The 20,125-nt window shown below is 62.9% G+C and carries 19 protein-coding genes; 7 read left to right on the top strand and 12 right to left on the bottom strand.

All coding sequences use genetic code 11. The features are described from left to right. The first annotated feature begins 336 nt into the window (after window positions 1-336). A complete protein-coding gene (locus AC3WLT_RS33360; protein WP_492595878.1) occupies window positions 337-1,011 on the top strand; it encodes a MarC family protein in 675 nt (224 codons plus the stop codon). Window positions 1,012-1,079: 68 nt separating this feature from the next. On the opposite strand, the gene AC3WLT_RS33355 is transcribed toward AC3WLT_RS33360, so the two are convergent. Further along, window positions 1,080-2,819 (bottom strand): cobaltochelatase CobT-related protein, encoded by a 1,740-nt coding sequence (locus tag AC3WLT_RS33355; RefSeq protein ID WP_492595877.1) that lies wholly within the window; start codon window positions 2,817-2,819, stop codon window positions 1,080-1,082. Window positions 2,820-2,830: 11 nt separating this feature from the next. Beyond that, window positions 2,831-4,054: an AAA family ATPase gene (locus AC3WLT_RS33350; protein ID WP_492595876.1), complete on the bottom strand. Its 1,224-nt coding sequence runs from the start codon at window positions 4,052-4,054 to the stop codon at window positions 2,831-2,833. Here AC3WLT_RS33350 and AC3WLT_RS33345 point away from each other — a divergent pair. The 6 genes from AC3WLT_RS33345 (at window position 4,053) to tkt (ending at window position 11,709) form a co-directional block, all read left to right on the top strand. Beyond that, the gene (locus AC3WLT_RS33345) at window positions 4,053-4,226 is read left to right on the top strand and encodes a hypothetical protein (RefSeq protein WP_492595875.1); all 174 of its coding nucleotides are present in this window, start codon (window positions 4,053-4,055) and stop codon (window positions 4,224-4,226) included. The two genes, AC3WLT_RS33350 and AC3WLT_RS33345, sit on opposite strands and share 2 nt — an antisense overlap. Before the next feature lie 281 nt (window positions 4,227-4,507). Next, entirely contained in the window at window positions 4,508-5,614 is a 1,107-nt protein-coding gene (locus AC3WLT_RS33340; RefSeq protein ID WP_492595874.1) for a porin, read from the top strand. Window positions 5,615-5,803: 189 nt separating this feature from the next. Next, window positions 5,804-6,253: a sugar dehydrogenase complex small subunit gene (locus tag AC3WLT_RS33335; protein ID WP_492595879.1), complete on the top strand. Its 450-nt coding sequence runs from the start codon at window positions 5,804-5,806 to the stop codon at window positions 6,251-6,253. A 3-nt stretch (window positions 6,254-6,256) separates the two neighbouring features. Next, window positions 6,257-7,867: a GMC family oxidoreductase gene (locus AC3WLT_RS33330; protein ID WP_492595873.1), complete on the top strand. Its 1,611-nt coding sequence runs from the start codon at window positions 6,257-6,259 to the stop codon at window positions 7,865-7,867. Window positions 7,868-7,869: 2 nt separating this feature from the next. Beyond that, a complete protein-coding gene (locus tag AC3WLT_RS33325) occupies window positions 7,870-9,156 on the top strand; it encodes a c-type cytochrome (RefSeq protein WP_492595872.1) in 1,287 nt (428 codons plus the stop codon). Window positions 9,157-9,621: 465 nt separating this feature from the next. After that, on the top strand, window positions 9,622-11,709 hold the full coding sequence (tkt, locus tag AC3WLT_RS33320; RefSeq protein WP_492595871.1) for a transketolase: 2,088 nt from the start codon (window positions 9,622-9,624) through the stop codon (window positions 11,707-11,709). Here the strand turns inward: tkt and AC3WLT_RS33315 are convergent. The 10 genes from AC3WLT_RS33315 to AC3WLT_RS33270 are packed head-to-tail and all read right to left on the bottom strand — an operon-like array spanning window position 11,706 to window position 19,823. Beyond that, window positions 11,706-12,059: a response regulator gene (locus AC3WLT_RS33315; RefSeq protein WP_492595870.1), complete on the bottom strand. Its 354-nt coding sequence runs from the start codon at window positions 12,057-12,059 to the stop codon at window positions 11,706-11,708. The two genes, tkt and AC3WLT_RS33315, sit on opposite strands and share 4 nt — an antisense overlap. Window positions 12,060-12,068: 9 nt before the next feature. Next, window positions 12,069-12,359 (bottom strand): PAAR domain-containing protein, encoded by a 291-nt coding sequence (locus tag AC3WLT_RS33310; RefSeq protein ID WP_492595869.1) that lies wholly within the window; start codon window positions 12,357-12,359, stop codon window positions 12,069-12,071. Next, window positions 12,356-13,021, bottom strand: a complete 666-nt coding sequence (locus AC3WLT_RS33305) for a hypothetical protein (protein ID WP_492595868.1) — start codon at window positions 13,019-13,021, stop codon at window positions 12,356-12,358. Before AC3WLT_RS33305 ends, AC3WLT_RS33310 begins: the two co-directional genes overlap by 4 nt. Window positions 13,022-13,023: 2 nt before the next feature. After that, window positions 13,024-14,502, bottom strand: coding sequence for a T6SS phospholipase effector Tle1-like catalytic domain-containing protein (locus AC3WLT_RS33300; RefSeq protein ID WP_492595867.1), 1,479 nt, complete (start codon window positions 14,500-14,502; stop codon window positions 13,024-13,026). A 2-nt stretch (window positions 14,503-14,504) separates the two neighbouring features. Beyond that, a complete protein-coding gene (locus AC3WLT_RS33295; protein WP_492595866.1) occupies window positions 14,505-15,029 on the bottom strand; it encodes a DUF3304 domain-containing protein in 525 nt (174 codons plus the stop codon). Window positions 15,030-15,031: 2 nt separating this feature from the next. After that, entirely contained in the window at window positions 15,032-15,565 is a 534-nt protein-coding gene (locus AC3WLT_RS33290) for a DUF3304 domain-containing protein (RefSeq protein ID WP_492595865.1), read from the bottom strand. Between the two features lie 2 nt (window positions 15,566-15,567). Further along, the gene (locus AC3WLT_RS33285; RefSeq protein ID WP_492595864.1) at window positions 15,568-16,065 is read right to left on the bottom strand and encodes a DUF3304 domain-containing protein; all 498 of its coding nucleotides are present in this window, start codon (window positions 16,063-16,065) and stop codon (window positions 15,568-15,570) included. 28 nt (window positions 16,066-16,093) lie between these two features. Next, window positions 16,094-17,509: a DUF4123 domain-containing protein gene (locus tag AC3WLT_RS33280; protein WP_492595863.1), complete on the bottom strand. Its 1,416-nt coding sequence runs from the start codon at window positions 17,507-17,509 to the stop codon at window positions 16,094-16,096. Continuing rightward, window positions 17,461-19,101 carry a DUF2345 domain-containing protein gene (locus tag AC3WLT_RS33275; RefSeq protein WP_492595862.1) on the bottom strand — a complete coding sequence of 547 codons (1,641 nt, stop codon included), beginning with the start codon at window positions 19,099-19,101 and terminating at the stop codon, window positions 17,461-17,463. Before AC3WLT_RS33275 ends, AC3WLT_RS33280 begins: the two co-directional genes overlap by 49 nt. After that, a complete protein-coding gene (locus tag AC3WLT_RS33270; protein WP_492595861.1) occupies window positions 19,014-19,823 on the bottom strand; it encodes a contractile injection system protein, VgrG/Pvc8 family in 810 nt (269 codons plus the stop codon). The genes AC3WLT_RS33275 and AC3WLT_RS33270 overlap by 88 nt, the downstream gene beginning before the upstream one ends. Window positions 19,824-20,125 lie beyond the last annotated feature (302 nt).

The following is a 20,125-nucleotide window of genomic DNA, read 5'->3' as shown; positions in this document are numbered from 1 at the left end:
GGAAAACTCGACTTCTCACGCTTTAATGAGCATGCCCGATGAGCCCCGTTACCCACTCCGTTTTCAAAAGAGCCTCAAAAAAGTGTAGGCTTTCCGAAAGTTGTGCGAGCATCTTTCGGCAGCGAGGTTGCTGCGATGCAATGTCAGTCGCACGCGGGGTCGGCACGCTCGTCGGCACGCTTTATTGCGAATCGCGTGCCGCGCCACGATATCATCCGGTCACGCCACCCGAGCAATCGAACCTGGACGGCGCACAGCGCGTCCAGCCCCGTCAACACAGCACGGCGCACGGTGCGCGGTGAGTCCGCCCGAGCCGCTGCCCGATATGGATCGCGTATGGTCGAAAGTCTGATCCCGGACATTCTGTTTGGCTTTACCGGGCTGATCAGCATCATCAACCCCATCGGCATTGCTTTCGTTTTCCTTGACCGGACTGCCTCATTGACCACGGAGGAGCGCACCGCACTCGCCAGGAAAATCGCCATCAACGTGCTGTGCGTGCTGCTGGTGGCGTTTTTCGTCGGTACGCCGATCTTGCATTTCTTCGGTATTTCGATACAGGCGCTGCGCATCGGCGGCGGCCTCGCGGTGGCGGTGGGGGGCTGGCAGATGCTCAACGCGCCCGATACGCAACCCACCGAGCAACCCGTCAAGCGTGTGGATGCGGATAACGCGATGTCAAAGGCGTTCTTCCCGCTGACCGTTCCGCTGACCACCGGGCCCGGCTCGATCGCCACCGCCATCGCGCTGACCGCGAACCGCACGCACAAGCTGTCCGACTTCGTGGTGTCGAGTATCGCGTCGGTGGTGATCTCGATCGTCGTGGCCGTCGTCGTCTACCTGATCTACAGCCGCGCGGTGATCTTCGCCAGGTATCTCGGCGTGGAAGGGACCAAGGTCGCAATGCGGGTATCGTCGTTTTTGCTGCTGTGCATCGGCGTGCAGATCATGCTGACCGGCTTCTCCGAATTCCTGATTCCGATTGCGCAGATGCAGCCCGTGGTCAAATAGAGCGCAGCGCCACGCCCAGGCCGCGTCAGGTCCGTCGAGCGTGCCCGCCCTGCGGCTGGCGTAGCGGGTCAGCGCGTCAGCAGCATCGCGCTCAACACCGAGAACACTGTTGCCGGCAAGTCGGCGAGGCGGCTCACCACCACGTTGTGCGGATAGAAATCCTCGACGGCATCGGTCAGCACGCCGATGCCCACCAGTTCGATGCCGCGCTTGCCGATCGCCGCGACGCGTTCGCGCAGATCGCTGCGCAATACGTGCGGATTACCGTCGCCGGTCGACGGATAGCCGTCGGAGAACACGATCAGGATGCGCCGTCCGGCCGGATGATCGGCGAGCCGGGCGGCCGCCCAGGCCAGCGCCTCGCCGTCGGGATTCTCATGGCCGCAGTCGATTTCCGCGATACCGCTCGGATCGGTCGCGCCGAAGCGTTTATAGACTTTCAGATCGAGCCGCTCGACGAAGCGGTTATAGCGCCGCAAATCCACGCCCGCCGACACTTGCCGCTCATACAACTGCTTCATCGGCGCCGATTCGAGCGAGCAATAGCCGAGCACTTCGCAATCGAACGACAACTGCGTGAGCGCATCGCACAGCGCGGACGCGCAGAGCCGCGCGAGTTCGATCTTGCGCCCGGCCATCGAACCGCTGCGGTCGATCAGCAGGCTCACGGCCACATTGCGTCCCTTGGCCGCCCGCTGCGTGCGAAACGGCGTGCGGTAACCCGGTGACGTCGCCAGTTTGGCGAGCGACGTGCGGTCGATTTCGCCGCGCTCCTGTTCGCGACGCCAACGCGTGCGTTCGTCGGCGCTCAATGCGCGCTCGAGTTTCTCCTTGAGCGGCGCGGTTTCCTCGCGGGCCTTGGTGCGTAGTGCGCGCCACGTTGCACCGTCGCCCTGGCCGGTGAGATCGGTGATTTCGTCGAATTCGGTGGCGAGCGGGATCGACAGCAGTGCGCGTACGGAGTCTGCCGCCGTGCCTGCTTCGCCTGCGCAGCGTGCCGACGGCTGCTGCGCGTCGGCTAACGATTGCCCCATGCCGATTGCGTTTTCAGCCTGCGCGCCGCCGCTCTGATCGGCAGGCGGTGCGGTGGTGTTGTCCTGATCGGGCAGGGCGGCGGCGTCGCTGAACGGTTCGGACGAGGTCGCGGCAGTTTCCGTGTCGATGTCTTCGAGCGGATCCGCGCTGAACATCATGCTGTTGACGTCGCCCGCCGACAGCGCCCGCACACGTGCCACGAAGTCTTGCGCCGCCGCGATGCTGTGCGCAGTCGAGCCGCTCGCACGCGCCTGTTCGAGCAAATCTTGCGCGGCATGCAGCGCGGCCATCAGCGAATGGCTCGCCTCGGTCGAGCCCGGCGTTTCGTCCCACAGCGCGCGCTCCACCAGCCAGACCAGCCGGTCGCGCCAGTGCAGCTTCGGCCAATGCTGCCGCGCCTGTTGCGCGGCGTGCGCGCGCAGCTTGCCGATGAACCAGCGCGCACCAGGATATTCGTCGAGCAGTTGCGCGCACACGCGGCGGTCTTCGATCACCTGCGCCAGCTTTGCCGCGACGCCGGACGGCAACGCCGCGAGTTGCACGAGCGACGAATGCTTGGCGCGCGCCACCAGCAGATCCAGATAACCGATCAACACGTCGCGCTCGACGCCGCCGCTCAGCTCATAGTCGGGAATCACGATGCGGCCGGGTTCGACACGCGGCCCATCCGGACTGAACGCGACCGTCACGCCGTATTGCCCGGTGAGCACGCGCGCCACTTTGCCGAGCGTCGATTCGAAGGCGAAGCCCCGCGTGTCGCGCGCTGCGTGCATCACGCTCACCGTCAGGCGGCCGGCGCAATGTGATGGCGCACGATGCCGCGAATCAGCGCCGCGTCTTCCGGGCTGATCTTCGCGTAGATCGCCGGTCCAGCGGCGCGTTCGGGGTCGCCGGTGCGCAGCATCAGTTCGGCCCAGTCGAGCAGCCGGCGGGTCGAGAACGCGCTCGACAGATCCTCGCGGGCGAATGCCGCGCGGCAGTCGGCGGCGATTGCCGCGAGCGTGTCGGCGAGCGCGCGCGTCATATGTGGCGCGAGCGTGCGCATCAGCACATCGGCTTCTTCGGCCGGCGTCAAATAGTCGAGCAGATAGACGCGCCAGCGATCGAGAAACGCCTCGTTCATCAGATTCGCGCCCTGGTAGAGATGCCGGAACTGGCTCATCGCGCCGACCGCATTCGCGGTGGCGAACAACCGGAAGGCCGGATGCGGCGCGACGATCTCGTTGCCTTTCTCCTTCAGCACGAGGCGCCCATGCGGTTCGAGCACGGCGGTGAGCGCCGCGAGAATCGACGGCTCGGCGAAATCGATTTCGTCGACGATCAGCCAGAGCCCCTCGCGCATCGCCGTGGGCAGCACGCCGTCCACCCAGATCGTTTCGCCGCCCTTGACGGTCCAGAAACCGACGAAATCGCCGACCGTGGTCTGGCCATTCATGTTCGAGCGCAACACGCCGTGACGCGAGCGCGCCGCGACCTGTTCGATCAGGCTCGTCTTGCCGGCGCCGGTATGGCCGATCAGCATCACGCGCCGGTTCTCGACGATATCTTCGACGATGTCGTTGACGCGCCCGGAAAACAGATACGCGGGATTGACGCGCGGCACGAGCGGGTTGCCGCCGCCGCATGGCACGTCGGTACGGCCGATGCGCACGGTTTCTGGCGCGTGCTCCGCGTGCCGATGTCTGGCCGCCGACGCCAGCGCGGCCACCCGTTCAAGCTCCGGCATGAAGGCCACGCGTTCGAGCGGGGTCTGCTCGCTCGCGGCGTCGCCCGCGTCGATTGCAAAGCCTTCGCGGCGCCATTTCTTCAGCTTCGCGCGCAGATTCTCCGCGTCGACCACCAGATCGATATCGACCGCCGCAGCGCCGTTGCCGTCATCGACGCCGTGCTCGAGCCGGTAGTTTTCCGGGCGGTCCGCGATGCTGACGCGCCACCATTCCGCGCCGTGTTCGGTCGCGCGTTGATAGAGGCCAAGGTTTTCGTCTTCGGTCAATTCAGGCGCGTTCATGGCAAATGGCGAATATTGGAGTAGCGAATCACGGCAAATAGCGAGTTTTGATTTGGCGGATGGCAATTCGCCGCCTATCTTATCGTGGGTGCCTTTCGATCTGCCGAATCGGCGTCTGATCTCCAATGTCGAGCGCACTGTCAGCAAAAGTTTATTGCGTCAAGCGGAATAGGCTATCAAGCGTCTATCACCTATAGTTCGACACGCGAAGCGTGTAGTTTCACAACACCATCATTTGCAATTGGGTAAAATCCCGCTTCCCCGACGTAGGGCGGTATGCGTAACAGGTCATTGCGAATACCGTCCAGACGCCCGCAGCCGGGTCCGTTGCGGCCCTTGCGTCAAGATTCGCGGCCGCGCAGCAGAAAATCGCGGCACGCTGCGTCGAGTAGTTTTGTTTCATTCGCGATCCGCTTTGCCCAACATCGCGACAGAAAAAATTCACGGCAAACAATGAGACTACGTACGAAATTAATGGCTGCCTTAGCGGTGGCAAGCCCGCTGGCTTACGGTCAAACCAGCGTGACGTTATATGGCCGCCTCGACGGCGGCGTTGAATACCTGAATCACGTCAGCAATGGCGCGGGCGGCAGTTCGAGCCGCTGGAGCGCGGAAGGCGGCGATTGGGGCACCAGCATGCTTGGCCTCAAAGGTACGGAAGACCTCGGCGGCGGATTGAATGCGATCTTCAACCTCGAAACCGGATTGCAGGTGATGAACGGCACCACCAGCGGCGGGCGGCTCTGGTCGCGGCGCGCGTTCGCGGGTCTGTCCAGCAAGGAGTGGGGCACGCTGCAGGCCGGGCGCAATCTGTTCATCGACAGCGACGGCGTGTGGGAATTCGATCCGTTCGTGCAGCAGGCGTTTTCATCGGCTTCGCTGGTGCGCGGGCGCAACTGGCAGCAGACCAATAACAACGTCGAGTACCACAGCCCGGTGTTCTGGGGCTTCGACGTGCAGGCGCAGTACGCGTTCGGCAATCAGCCGGGCGCGTTCAACAGCGGTGCGGCCGGCGAATTCGGCCGCTCGGACGGCATCATGCTCACGTATCACTCGCCGCTTTTCGACGTGCGCGGCATCTATGACGAACTGCGCGACAGCAACGGCCGGTTCAGCAATATCTTCCAGAGTTCGCGCGAGTATTTTGTCGGTGCGAACCTGCACTTCGACGCGGTGAAGATTCAGGGCGCCTATACGCATTACGCGGCGCCGGATTCGCCGGCCGGCGTGGCCGACAGTGCGGATCACTATTGGCTCGGCGCCACCTATAACTTCCAGCCGCGCTGGGCGGTGACGGGCGGCGGCTATTACGTCAAGGTCGGCGACGGCGCCGGCGATGCGTCACATGATCCGTCCGGCCACGCGATGATGTACGTGCTCGGCACCACCTACAACCTGTCAAAGCGCACCTTCCTGTATGGCACGGTCGCTTACGTGCGCAACAGCGGCAACGCGAGTTTCTCGCTGGAAGCGTCGCCGCGTGATGCGTCCAGCAACACGAGTCCGCTCGCGGGCGAGTCGCAAACCGGCGCTTACGTCGGCATGCTGCATCAGTTTTGAAGCGGTTTCAGAAAGAGATCCGGCAACACCTTCGGCAACACGGATAGCCTCGCAGTACGTATTGAACGCATTGAACGCATTGAACGCATCACAAGGGATAAACAACAATTGACTCCACAAGACACTCACGAGGCGCCCCCCCAGGGGACTTCCTTCGGGGCGCACTCCGCGAGCGGTGAAGCGTCGGGCATGACGCGCCGCCGCTGGCTCCAGGGCGCGCTCGCGTTGACGGCGGCCGGTCTCACCGGCTCGCTCACGCTCAAAGCGCTGGCCGACGACACAACGGCCGTGCCGCTCGATGCCTTCATGACTTTGTCGCAATCGCTGACGGCCAGGTCCGGTCTTGATCGCGATGTCGGCACGCGCCTTCTGGCCGCGTTGCGCAAGTCCACACCCGATCTCGCGCAGCAATTGCCGAAGCTGGCCGGCGCGTTGGCGGCCGGTTCCGCCGATGCCGCGCAACAGGCGCTCGCGCTGAAGATCATGGAAGCCTGGTATCTCGGCACGGTCGACAACGTCGTCGTGACCTATGAACAGGCGCTGATGTTCGGCGTGGTCTCCGACACGCTGATCATCCGCTCGTACTGCCCCAACAAGCCCGGTTTCTGGGCGGCAAAACCCATCGAAAGGCAAGTTTAAGCAATGGCCGACACACAACAAGCCGATATCGTCGTCATCGGGTCGGGCGTCGCGGGCGCGATCGTCGCGCATCAAATGGCGCTCGCGGGCAAGTCAGTGATCCTGCTCGAAGCAGGGCCGCGCATGCCGCGCTGGGAGATCGTCGAGCGCTTTCGCAATCAGTTCGACAAGTCGGATAACTCAGCGCCGTATCCGTCGAGCGCATGGGCGCCGCATCCGGAATACGGCCCGCCCAACAACTATCTGATCCTGAAGGGCGAGCACAAATTCAACTCGCAGTACATCCGGGCAGTGGGCGGCACGACGTGGCACTGGGCGGCGTCCGCGTGGCGCTTCATGCCGAACGACTTCAAGATGAAGACGGTGTACGGCGTGGGCCGCGACTGGCCGATGCAATACGACGAACTCGAGCCGTACTATCAGCGCGCCGAAGAAGAACTCGGCGTGTGGGGCCCGACTGACGAAGAGCTCGGTTCGCCGCGCAGCCAGCCGTACCCGATGGCGCCGCTGCCGCTGTCGTACAACGAGCAGACCATCAAGAGCAAGCTGAACGGCTTCGACTCGCGCTATCACGTCGTGACCGAGCCGGTGGCGCGCAACAGCCGTCCCTACGACGGCCGGCCGACCTGCTGCGGCAACAACAACTGCATGCCGATCTGCCCGATCGGCGCGATGTACAACGGCATCGTGCACGTCGAAAAGGCCGAGCAGGCCGGCGCGAAGCTGATCGACAACGCCGTGGTCCACAAGCTCGAAGTCGGTCCGCAAAAACGCATCACCGCAGCGTTGTATAAGGACCCGCAAGGCAACGAGCATCGCGTGGAAGGCAAGTACTTCGTGCTCGCCGCGAACGGCATCGAAACGCCGAAGATCATGCTGATGTCCACCAGCCACGACTTCCCGAACGGCGTGGGCAACAGCTCCGACATGGTGGGCCGCAACCTGATGGATCACCCGGGCACCGGCGTCACCTTCTACGCGGACGAAAAGCTGTGGCCGGGCCGCGGCCCGCAGGAAATGACCTCGCTGATCGGCTTTCGCGACGGTGCGTTCCGTTCGACCGAAGCGGCCAAGAAGATCCACCTGTCGAACCTGTCGCGCGTCGATCAGGAAACCCAGAAAATTTTCAAGCAAGGCAAGCTGATCAAGCCCGCTGAGCTGGATGCGCAGATTCGCGACCGCTCGGCGCGCTTCGTCGAGTTCGACTGCTTCCACGAAATCCTGCCGCAGCCGCAAAACCGCATCGTACCGAGCAAGACGGAAGTCGATGCGATCGGCATTCCGCGCCCGGAGATTACCTACGCGATCGACGATTACGTGAAGCGCGGCGCAGTCCATACGAAAGAGGTCTACGCAAACGCAGCGAAGGTGCTGGGCGGCACGGAGATCGAGTATCAGGACGAGTTCGCGCCGAACAACCACATCACGGGCGCGACCATCATGGGCAGCGACCCGCGCGATTCGGTGGTCGACAAGCATTGCCGCACCTTCGATCACCCGAACCTGTTCATTTCCAGCAGCGCGACGATGCCGACCGTCGGCACCGTCAACGTCACGCTGACCATTGCCGCACTTGCACTTCGCATGGCAGACCAGTTGAAGAAGGAAGTTTGAACGTGCTGAAAAAGACTTTTTTCTGGCTGCTGGCCAGCGCGCTGACGGTGCCTGCTCTGGCGCAAGCCGATGCGGGCGTCAGCAGCAACGACACCGCGTTGATCAAGCGCGGTGAATACCTCGCGACGGCAGGCGATTGCATGGCCTGCCATAGCACCGCCAGGGGCAAGCCGTACGCCGGCGGCCTGCCGCTGAAAGTGCCGATGCTCGGCACGATCTATTCGAGCAACATCACGCCGGATCTGCAAACCGGCATTGGCAACTGGACGCTCGCCGATTTCGATCGCGCGGTGCGCAAGGGCGTGTCGAAGGACGGTCATAACCTGTATCCGGCGATGCCGTACGTGTCCTACGCGAAAGTCAGCGATGACGACGTGAAGGCGCTCTACGCTTACTTCCGATACGGCGTCGCGCCGGTGAAGCAGGCCACGCGCGCAAGCGCCATTCCGTGGCCGCTCAACATGCGCTGGCCGCTGACAGTATGGAACTGGGTGTTCCTGAAGAGCGGCCCGTACGAAGCCAGGCCGAACCAGAGCGCCGCATGGAACCGCGGCGCGTATCTCGTGCAAGGCCTCGCACATTGCAGCACCTGCCATACGCCGCGCGGCTTCGCGATACAGGAGAAGGCGCTCGACGAAACCGGCAGCGGCTTCCTCAGCGGTTCGGTGCTGGCGGGTTGGGACGGCTACAACATCACGTCGGCGACCCATGGCGGGATCGGCGGCTGGACCCATGCGCAACTGGTGCAGTACCTGCAAACCGGCAGCGTGCCGGGCCTCGCGCAAGCGGCTGGCCCAATGGGCGAAGCGGTCGAGCATAGCTTCTCGAAGATGACCGGCGCGGATATCGATGCGATCGCCACCTACGTTCGCACGGTGCCCGCGGTGAGCGACGGCAGCTCGCAGTCACGCAGCTCGTGGGGCCGTCCTTCGACGGATGTTGCGCGTTTGCGCGGCGTGGCGATGAACGACGGCACGCTCGATCCGGCGCGGCTGTATCTCGGCAACTGTGCGACGTGCCACCAGGCGCAAGGCAAGGGCACGCCCGATGGCTACTATCCGTCGCTGCTGCGTAACTCGACGGTGGGTGCGTCCAATCCGGACAATCTGGTGCAGGTGATCCTGCACGGCGTGCAGCGCAAAACCCCGGGCAACGACGTCGGCATGCCGGCGTTCGCCACGCAACTGAGCGATGCGCAGATCGCCGCGCTCACGAACTACGTGACGACGCAGTTCGGCAATCCGGCGGCGACACGTGTGAGCGATAAGGACGTCGCGAAACTGCGCTAAGCGTGTAATGAGCGGCACGTCGTTCTTTACGACGTATAGCAGGACCACAAGGCGCGCCCGGGCATCCCGGCCCGCCTTTTTCGTTCCGACCGCCGCATCGCCAGTCTCCCCCACGGACCCGATCGACGGCGCCCACGGCCCGCTTGCCGAACACTGGCTGCGCGCGGCTTGATCGCGGCGAATACGTGCATTGCCTGCGGTTGATCCCTTCCGGCTTTGCGTCCCGTCAGGGCCGCAAGCCGTCTGAAAGTTCAGCCCCTGACTGGCGGCCCGGCATGGCGCTTGCACGTGCCTGTCTGTAACGCGCCGTGCAGATTTGCGCGCATCGGCGCATCATCGGCGAGGTTGGCAGCGGTTCCTGATGAGTTCTTCCTGACGAGTTCTTCCTGACGAGCACGGTTCGCCGGGCATGCCGATGCAGCGCGTCCCGGCGATGTTCTCAACCGCCGAACAAGGAGTGTCCCCATGCAAAACGATCCCGCCCTCGATCAGTTGTGCATCAACACGATTCGCACGCTGTCGATGGACGCCGTGCAAAAGGCGAATTCCGGCCACCCAGGCACGCCGATGGCACTGGCGCCGGTTGCCTATCATCTGTGGCAACACCATCTGCGTTATGACCCGGACGAACCGTTGTGGCCGAACCGCGACCGCTTCGTGCTGTCGGTCGGGCATGCGTCGATGCTGCTGTATTCGCTTCTGCATCTGGCCAACGTGAAGGCGGTGGACGACGAGGGCAAGCCGACCGGTAAGCCCGCTGTCTCGCTCGACGATATCCGGCATTTTCGCCAGATCGGCAGCAACACGCCGGGCCACCCCGAGTACCGCTTGACGACCGGCGTGGAAACCACCACCGGGCCGCTCGGCCAGGGGCTCGGCAACAGTGTCGGCATGGCCATGGCGGCGCGCTGGTATGAGACCCATTTCAATCGAACCGATGCGCCGCTGTTCGATTACCGTGTCTACGCGCTATGCGGCGACGGCGACATGATGGAAGGCATTTCGCACGAAGCGGCGTCGCTCGCCGGCCATTTGCAGCTCTCGAACCTGATCTGGATTTACGACAGCAACCGCGTGACGATCGAAGGCCACACAGACCTCGCGTACAGCGACGATGTGGAAAGCCGCTTTCGCGGCTACAACTGGCACACGCTGCACGTACGGGACGCGAACGACACCGCGGCGCTCGAAGCCGCGCTTGTCGAAGCGAAGAGCGTCACCGGCAAGCCGACGCTGATCGTGGTCAACAGCATCATCGGCTGGGGCGCGCCGCATAAGCAGGACACGGCGTCCGCGCATGGCGAACCGCTCGGCGTGGAGGAAGTGGCGCTCGCCAAGCGCGCGTACGGCTGGCCGGAAGACAGGTTCTTCTACGTGCCGGACGGCGTGCACGAACGTTTCGAGCAAGGCATCGGCGCGCGCGGCGAGGCGGCACGCGAGGCATGGCAAGCGAAGTACGAGGCGTACGCGCAGAAGTACCCGGAGCTGTCGCGCGAATTCGCGCAGATGGAAGCGCACGAATTGCCGGCGGGTTGGGACAGCGACATTCCGGCTTTCGATGCCGACCCGAAGGGCATCGCCTCGCGCGATTCGTCGGGTAAGGTGCTCAACGCGATTGCCGCACGCGTGCCGTGGATGATCGGCGGGGCGGCCGATCTGGCGCCGTCCACCAAGACCAACCTGAAATTCGAAGGCGCGGGCAGCTTCGAGCACGACAACTATGGCGGCCGCAATCTGCACTTCGGGATTCGCGAACATGCGATGGGCGCGGTGGTGAACGGCCTCGCGTTGTCGAATCTGCGGCCGTTCGGCTCGACCTTCCTGATTTTCAGCGACTACATGAAGCCGCCGATCCGCCTCTCCGCGATCATGGAAGTTCCGGCCATCTTCGTGTTCACGCACGATTCGATCGGTGTCGGCGAAGACGGTCCGACTCATCAGCCGATCGAGCAACTGGCGTCGCTGCGCGGCGTGCCCGGCTTGACGCTGCTGCGTCCAGGCGACGCGAACGAAGTGGCACAAGCGTGGCGCGTGGCGCTGTCGCAGCCGCGGCGGCCGTCGTGCATCGTCCTGTCGCGCCAGCCGCTGCCGACTTTCGACCGCAGCCGCTATGCGTCGGCCAAGGGCGTACAGAAGGGCGCTTACGTGCTGGCCGATGCGCCTGACGGGCAGAAGCCGCAGGTGCTATTGCTGGCCACAGGCAGTGAAGTGTCGATATGCGTCGACGTCTACGAGAAGCTCGGGAGCGAGGGGATTGCGGCGCGCGTGGTGTCGATGCCGTCGTGGGATATCTTCGAGCGTCAGGACGACGCGTATCGGGACTCGGTGCTGCCGCCGGACATCGACGCGCGAGTGGCCGTCGAACAGGCTGCCACGCTCGGCTGGGATCGCTACGTCGGGCGCCTGGGCGCGCAGGTGGCGATGCATACTTTCGGTGCGTCCGCGCCGTTGAGCGATCTGAAGAAGAAATTCGGCTTCACGCCCGAGCATGTGTATGAAGCGGCGAAACAGCAGATCGCGCGGGTTGCAGCGGCTTTGCGCGGCGACGGTTAAACGCGCTGCCGGCTCAACACGCGCTGCCGGTTCAACACGCGCTGCAATTCGCGTGGATCGACGGGCTTGGTGAAATGATGGTCGAAGCCGGCCGCCTCGGCGGTCTGCTTGTCCTGCTGTTGACCCCAGCCGGTGACGGCGATCAGCAGAATGCCGGCGCCGCGATGATCGCTGCGAACGCGCCGCGCTACTTCATAGCCGTTCAGAAGCGGCAAGCCGATATCGAGAATCACCACTTGCGGCGCGAATTCGCCGATCAGGGGGTGTAAGCCGGAACCCCAGATTTGTTGGGAGTCTTTTTGATTCAGATAGTTAGACGTTATTTTCGGGCGGTAAAGGCCTGATCCCAACCCATGCGCTCAGGCGCGCGTACCGCAGCGGTATTGCGACGGAATCAGCAGCGGGCATGGCCGGCACTTGCACAGACACCAGTCACCACTGAGCGCCGACTGACGCCCACCCGGTCCACGGTCGGGCAGGCGCTCGCCCACGCAGACGATTTTCCCGCTCGTCTGGCATTTCGGACACCACACCGCGTCGCCTTCATACGCAACCGCAAGACCGTCCAGCGTGTCACCGGGCGACGTGGCGATGACCCGCCCGTCGGCCGTCGTGCTATCACCGTGGCGAATATCGTAACGAGCTTTCAAGCTGATTCCCCTGCTATCACGTCGGTGGGCCAGCGCGGCACAAAGTGCCACTGGCCGGACTCCGGGTCAAACAGCGCGACCTGCGCGCACTGCGTCACGTCGCCCCTCGCCACCCCGATTGAAGCCAGCGCCTGCGCGACCACGCGGGCAACCCGGTCCGGCTTCCATGCCCGCACCACCTCCAGCGTTTCGCGCCAGGCGAACAGGCCCGCCCATTCGTGCAGGCGGGTCACCTCGGCCAGCACGACCTCATCGAATTCGAAGCGCAGCGGTTCATGCGCCCAGTGATGCATCATCCTGCCGTAGCCCCCGAGCGCGCCGGCGGGACGCAGCAGCAGCCGGCCATTCTGGACCGGCCAGCCCAGGTGGACATTGGCGATCAGCCCCCGGCCGTCAGCATCGCGCCACCGCTCCGCAGGGACCAGCTGCGCCGGCATGACCCCGTACTGCGTCCCGAGCATCTGGTTCAATTGCAGCACTTCGATCAACGCGTCAACGGGCGAGAGGTAGCAGGTCATCGCGCGCCCCAGCTCGACTTTTTCCGTCACGACGCGCAGGTCGCCCGCCTCGTCGTGAAACGTCATGACATAGGCGGGCAGTTCCGCGAAGAATGGCGAGAGCGTAAAGCCATCCCGGTCCGGGTAAGTGTCAGACGGCTGCATGATCAGGACAACGCCAGTTGCGGCGCGGCCACGGGCTGCGCGACGGTCTTCGGGGTGCCGGATGGCTCGATGAGCTGGCGTGGCCTGAAGTAGCCACTGCTGTCGATGCGCAGGAACCCGGCGCGCGAGTCGTGCACATACTGGTCGAAGAAGCGCACCAGCTCCGGCGACAGCGTGGGGGGATTCAGCCAGGCCTCCCAGTAGGCGGCCTCCTCGTCCGACAGCAGCCTGTTCATCCCGCTACGGCCGCCGGCGGTTGAAATGGTGCGATCGTATTCGCTGCGGTCGGTCTTCCACAGGTCCGTTAGGTACTTGCGCCAGTTCATCGTGTCCGCGTCGATCTTCAGGCGGTCATGGAACTGCTGGATGCGTTGCAGTTGCGCATTCACTTCCGGGTCGGTCGAACACACGCCCTTGTAGAGGTCACACGGCTTCTGTCCGAAGGTCACCTTCAGCCACCCATAATAAAGGCGCATGTGCGCGAAAACCTGCGCCTCCAGCGTGCCGCCGGTGCCCACCACCCCTCTGTACTCGTCGGCCAGCGCCTTGACCTCCTCGTCGTACTCGAACAGCGCATGCACGTCCTTGGCGGCGAGCGACGGCGCGGTGAACGGCACACCGCTCATCGCGCCCTCCAGGCGCATGCGGTTCAGCGCGATACGCGCAAGCTGGTCAGAGCGACCCTGCTCGCCGGGACGATAACCGCCGCCGATATCGGAATGCACGCCCGGCCACACGAGCTGTTCGCAGGAGGCGCTGCCGTTGCGCACCGGCGTCAGCGGAAAGCAGGCGCGCAGCTCGTGGCCGGCCGCAATATGAAAGCACCGTTCGACCTGATCGGGGATATTCATCAGCATGCTGCTGTTCAGGTTATGCGCAGGCAACCCGACCGACTCCACCGTGTCGAAGATGCCCAGAAACCGGAAGTGCAGCGGCGCGGACTGGCCATCGAGCGCCGTGGGACACGGCCAGCAGGGCACGCCGTCCTTCATCTCGCACTTCTTCAGCAGCCGGTTCACGAACGCACGCGCGAGCGCTGCGCCGCGTGAAAAACCGAACACCGCAACGTCGATCCGGCTGACCTTATGATTGGACGTCAGAAAAAAACGAAAATCGTCTTCTGCCTTGGCTAGCCGTACATCGGAACCGAGTCCGGCTCCACTGCCCAGCGCCTCGCTATCGCGGATCTTTTCCCACCAGCTTGCGTCGCTCGCGTCCAGTGGTGTACCGACGCCGGGGTAGTAGAGCTTCCAGATCAGTGGTCGTTCTTCGTCGTGTCCCTCGTAGAGCCGGGCGACGTTCGACATCTTCTGCTTCGGCTTGTCCAGATCGCGGTTATTTCCCGTTCCGTCGAAAAAGAAGCTGAACCACGGCTGCTGCTCGCAGGTCGTGCAGGTCATGAACTCCTCGGCATGCAACTGCGTGGCGGTCTTGAGCGCCTGATGGAACGTATCGTGGCCATCGGTAATCCAGTCCTGCATCGTCATTCTCCTTTGTGGCGCATCACGCGCTGACCCAATAAAAGCTGATCGACTCTTGGATTTCGCATACCGCGTGGATCGTCTCCAGGAACGAATTCCGCTTCAACCTCATGGTTCGGGAAGAACCGGACAATTAGATAACTATGGCGAGCGGAGTCCGTCGACGTAGCTCCTTTTACGACTACATCCTGGCTGTAGGTTTTGTACTGGTCGGCCGCATCGTTGAATCCACCAACCCTCAAGTCCACGTGGACGGTTTGGCCGACACCAGGAAGCCGCGCACAACAAGCAGTGCCCCCTGTACCACCTTCCGAAAACGGTTTTGCCTCCCCTCCGATGCCGAGGTTCTCTCCCGATGGCGACATCAACGTAAAGTCGATGTAGTCGTTCGTATAGTTGACGCCCATAACGGCGGCGTCTGTTTTGCCTTGCTCTATTGAAGATGCCGCACACGCGCTAACCATCAACGCGATCGATACCAGCAATATCGTGAGCCGTTTGTGGTTATCGGTAATCCAGTCCTGCATCGTCATTCTCCTATGTGGCGCATCACGAGCGGCCCAACAAAAAACAGCTTGTCCACGCGGGGATTTTCGGGGCCAACATCACCGTCGCCAGCTAGCAATTCCGCCTCGACCTCATGATTCGGAAAGAACCGGACAATCAGATAACTCTGAAGCTTGTATTCCGGCTTCGGCATGGTCCCCGTCACGACCACATCCCGACTGTAGGTTTTCCACTGTGCCTCGTCGTCGTTGTGTCCACCGATTTTCCAGACGATGCGGATCGTCTGGCCCACACCAGGAATCAGCGAACAGCACTCTCGCTTTCCCTTTCCTCCTTTCGAGAACTCACTAACCTGAAGGCCTTCAAGTCCCGTGTCCTGGCCGGCTGCCGTTTGAATGTTGAATTCGTAGATGTAGTCTTCCGTGTAGTTGGCGCTCCAGGCCGTTGCCAATACATAACCGCGAGGCTGTACCGTCGCGCACGCGCTAACTAGTAACGCGATCGATACCAGCAATATCGTGAGCCGTTTGTGGTTATCGGTGATCCAGTCCTGCATCGTTATTCTCCCATCTGGCGCATTACGCGCTGACCTGAAAACAGCTTGTCAACGCGGGGATTCTTGGGTTCAAAGTCGGCCGATGGAATCAGTTCCGCCTCGACCTCATGATTCGGGAAGAACCGGACAATTAGATAACCATGATGATCGGAGTCTGTCGGCGTAGCTCCTTTTACGACCACATCCCGGTTGTAGGTTTTGTACTGGTCGGCTGCATCGTTGAATCCGCCGACTCTCAACTCCACTCGGACAGTCTGACCGACACCGGGCACCATCGCACAGCAAACCCCACCGCCTGTGCCACCTTTTGAAAACGGTTCAACGCTTCCTCCAGTGCCAAGGTTTTTCCCCGATGGAGACATCAACGTAAAACGGATGTAGTCGTTCGTATAGTTGGTCCCCATAACGGTGACGTTGGCTTCACCTGACCTCATAGAAGATGCCGCACACGCGCTAACCAGTAACGCGATCGACACCAGTAATATCGTGATCTTTTTCATTCGGATGACTGACATTTATCGTGTGTTATTACCATTGCCGCGCCGGCTTCGGCTCCTCGGCATACATGTGCACATAGACGCGGAAGTTGCGGGCGAACTGCACGATCGCCAAGCCCTCGCCTTCAGCGCGGGGCAGTTCCCCCGTTACGACGACCTCATCGTCCGAGCTTTCCCATCCGGCCGGGCTGATCCACTTCATCACGGCCTGGGTGCCGGGTATTGGGATGTTCACGGCCGGTACGTCAAGCTCTGCATCCGAATACACCCCGCCCGGCAATTCGTCGGCCAATGCCGACTCAGAAATGATGTTGCCGCGCTCCACAATCAGCCGGACCTTTTGCCTGCGGTGCTCCGTGCGGTTGATGATCCGTGTGCGCACCTTGGCATAGCCGTATTTGCGCAACTTGTCCTGATGCGCCTGCGCGGCGGCTTCGGCGGCTCGCTGCCGGGCGGTTTCCCGCACCTCTTTCCACACGCCACTACCCAGCGCGGCATAGGCGTCGATCAGCGCTGCGTCAGCAGCGCGAAACTGCGTGAGCACCCCTTGCAGGGCGGGATGATCGTCGTACTGCGGGCCGTATTGCAGGCCGTGGGCGGCATACACGCCGAGATCGGTCTTGCCGGTGATGCCATACGCAAAGGCTTGTTCGGCAAGCGGCGTGAGCTGCTGGAGCTGCGCATTGGCGCTATTTTGATCGAGCAGGGCCGGCATGGCTTTTTGCAGCCAGGCGCGCACCTGGGCCGGTGCGCCGGCACGATGGAGGGCGTTGACCACTTCTTCGGGCACGGGGAACGCGTCCCATGCGGCGGGCAGCGGCAGGTTTTCGCCGGCCAGCTCGACCAGCTCGCCGCGCGGATCGAGACACCACCATGCAAGGCACGGCCCGAACATGTAGCGACGTGACGGCTCGGGCAGCTCACGGTGCAGGACGGGCAGGTAGGCCGGCTGATGGAAGAAGAACCACGCATCCCCGTCATCGGGACCCAGCCGCGCATGCAGCAGCGTTTGCAGATGGCCGATGAGCGGTTCGATATCGTGTGTCGTCCACAACCACGACACGAACCGGTGATCGCTTCGGGTCAGACCGTTAAGCGCGTTGTACAGGGCTCGGGTTTCGACGCCTTCCGGCTCCGGGCAGGCGATCAGGAACGGGCCGGTTTCCGACAGGTCATCAAGCCCGGTATCGCTGTACAGCGCAAAACGCGGCACGGCCTTCAGATCGGCCAACAGATGGCGTTGCCAGTTGCCTGACATGGTGGCGAAATCGATCAGGGCATACAGCCGCACCTGCGGATGCGCCACCTTCAGGGTGGCGTACTGGCTACGGAAACGCTCCAGTAGCGGGTCGGTTCTTTCAAGTGACATGGGGGTACTGTCCGTGTAGCGGCGAGGTGCTAGAAACGCGCGAACGGCACGCCAGAGCGGCCGGCACGCAATGCGCATTCCGTGTCGGCAGGCTTGGGCAACACGGGAAGCGCGGCCGGCATGCTGGCCGGTCCCTGGCGGGCGTAGGCGGCGGCCTTCCACTTGCGATCGCCCGGTGTCGCATCCTCGATGCCGGTACTGGTCATGCGGAAATACGAGCCGCCGCACTTGAACAGCAGTTCCGTCTTCGCCTCGATGACGACACGCCCGTTTGAGCTGGTGATGGTGGTGTCTTTTTCCGAAGCGATGTTGATCTCATCGCTCTGCGCCTGAATCTGCACCTTGCCGCGTGCCGCGAACAGCTTAATGCCGAGCCGGTGGGCGAACAGGGACAGCACATCGCTAGCGGCTACGACCACGTTTTTCAGGGCGCTGACATTGAAGCCCGACGAGGTCGCCACGCTCACATCCTTACTGGCCGACACCAGTACACGATCGGGCGTCGACAGACCGATGCCGTGCGGCGCGGACAGGGCGATAACGGCCTGCTTAAGGCCCGCCAGTTCGTCCTTGAGCCACTGGTTTTCAGCCTTCACGTTGGCGACCTCCGCCTGGGCCGCGCGCGCCACATCGGCCAGCTCCTGCGCAGCGGCCTGCGTCGCGCGCATCTGTTCGAGCGCGGCGCTCATGTCCGTCTGCTCACCGGTCGCGCGCGACTGCATGTCCGCCGACACCAGCACACCGCCGCCGGCGCGCACCGCACCTTTCAGGTCCGTGCGCAGCTCGAAACCATTGCCCCTCAACTTGAGGTTGCGGTCCACCGTATGGCCGAGATTGAGCTGCGACTTGCCCTGCTCGGTGGCAACCTTGATGTGTTCTTCGCGCGGGAAGTCCTCGAACTCGATCGTGTTGTTCGAGCGCGTGTGAATCGTGCTGCGGCTGTTCCATCGTCTGCCGCTGACGATCGGGTCCGGCTCGCGCGCGTTGTGGAGTACCTGACTGATGTAGGGAAGGTCGGGATTGCCGTGATGGAAGCCCACCGTGACCTCAGTGCGGTCCACCAGGCCGAAATGCAGGCCACTCTGGTTTGCGCCGGCGAAGGGTTTGGCAAGCCGCATCGGACAGCTATCCAGACCCGGTGTGCGGCTGTCGCGATCCAGATGAAGGTTGACTATATAGTTGCCGTGTTCGTCGACGTAGGGCTGGGGATAGTCACCGGGCGAAGCGATCCGCCCGGTAATCGTGCCGTGAATTCTCGGCCACGTATGTTCAAGCAGCGGCAGGCGGTAAAGCCGGTCCGAAGGGATCGCGGTGAATTCAACCCGATACGGCTTGCTGCGCGAGGCGCTGCACTTCACCGACACGGCCAGCAGTCCGTGTGAGGCCTCGGGCAGTACGCGGTTCGAAAGCTTGAGCACGCTGACAGGCGTGAGATCCAGCATGTCGCAGGTGCCGCGATACTCGATCTGTGCGGCCAGCGCCGCCTCGCGTCGCAGGAGCGCTTCGCGCTGCGCCTCGTCGGCAGTGAGATACGGCGTGCCCCAGGTATAGGTTTCGCCATACGTGGTGCGGTCATCATGAATCACGTTGGTCGCGTCGATCGGCTCGGGCGCATGCTGGGGGTTGTACGAGCGCACCATGTAACGCGCCGGCACGGTTTTCGCGCGCATCTCCAGACCGACTCCGCGCCGCTAGTCTCCAGGCCGCTGCGTTCGCGGTAAGGCACGCTCAGGTTCGGGTGACGGCGATAGTGTGTGAAGTCGTCACCAAAGCGCACTGCCTCGCAATGCTCGCCCTCCTCGCAGACGAACCAGATTCCCGAGCGGCGGCACAGGCGCGTGATGAAGGTCAGGTCATCTTCTTCCCACTGCATCACGAAGGCGCGCTTGCCATAGGTGCTGTAAAGGTTGAAGTCGAAGCTGCCGTGAATCCGGTCAAAGCCGTGCTCGCGCAGGATCTGCCCAATGATGTCCGGAAAGCTCTTTTCGAGAAAGAACCGGCATTTCGGTGCGTTGCGCAGCAGCGCGAGGCGCGATTCCAGCACGACCTCATAGGTCGTCTGGTCGCGGTTGCTGGCAAGCTGGGCAAAACCGGTAATCACGCCCTGGACCCGTCGCGGGGGTTCCGGCTCGCGCATCCTGGCCGGATCGAAAGGCGGCTGGATCTCGAACGTCGCGGGCTTGTTCAGGTACTCGGTGCGGGACAGGTCGGGCTGCGGATGGGTGAAGCTGATCACGTACTTCGTCGGCGCACCGATGGCCCGCTCACCGTCGAAGGCGAACACGTCGGCCAGGGCGGAACTGCGGGCCTGCGGCACGTCGAGATGGTAGTGGCGGTGTACGGCGCGGTTTGCTCGCCCGGACACATCGATTTCAGCGGTTTTTGGACTCAAGAACGCCCCCTGGTTATCGTCTGCGGAATATCCCCTTAGGACTTTAGCTGACAATCCATCTTGAAAAAGACAAGAGTTGTCAGGGATTTCGATCCTGCATGAAACATTTTTGAAAGGAAATTGCCGCCGCGTCTGCGGTGGTGCGATAGACGCGCACGGGACGAAAAAAAACCGACCGGGTAAGCGGTCGGCTGAAGGATTCTGGCTTATTCCGAGGGCCGCGCCAGAACCTGAGAGGCGGGCATTGTCGCACGGCAATCAGTTGTCGCCGGCCGGCGGCCCGTCATGGTCGTCCACTTTGC

This window comes from Paraburkholderia sp. FW306-2-2C-D06C (genome assembly GCF_058781505.1).
The sequence above is the reverse complement of the archived record's forward strand: the minus strand, read 5'-3'. Positions and strand labels throughout refer to the sequence as shown.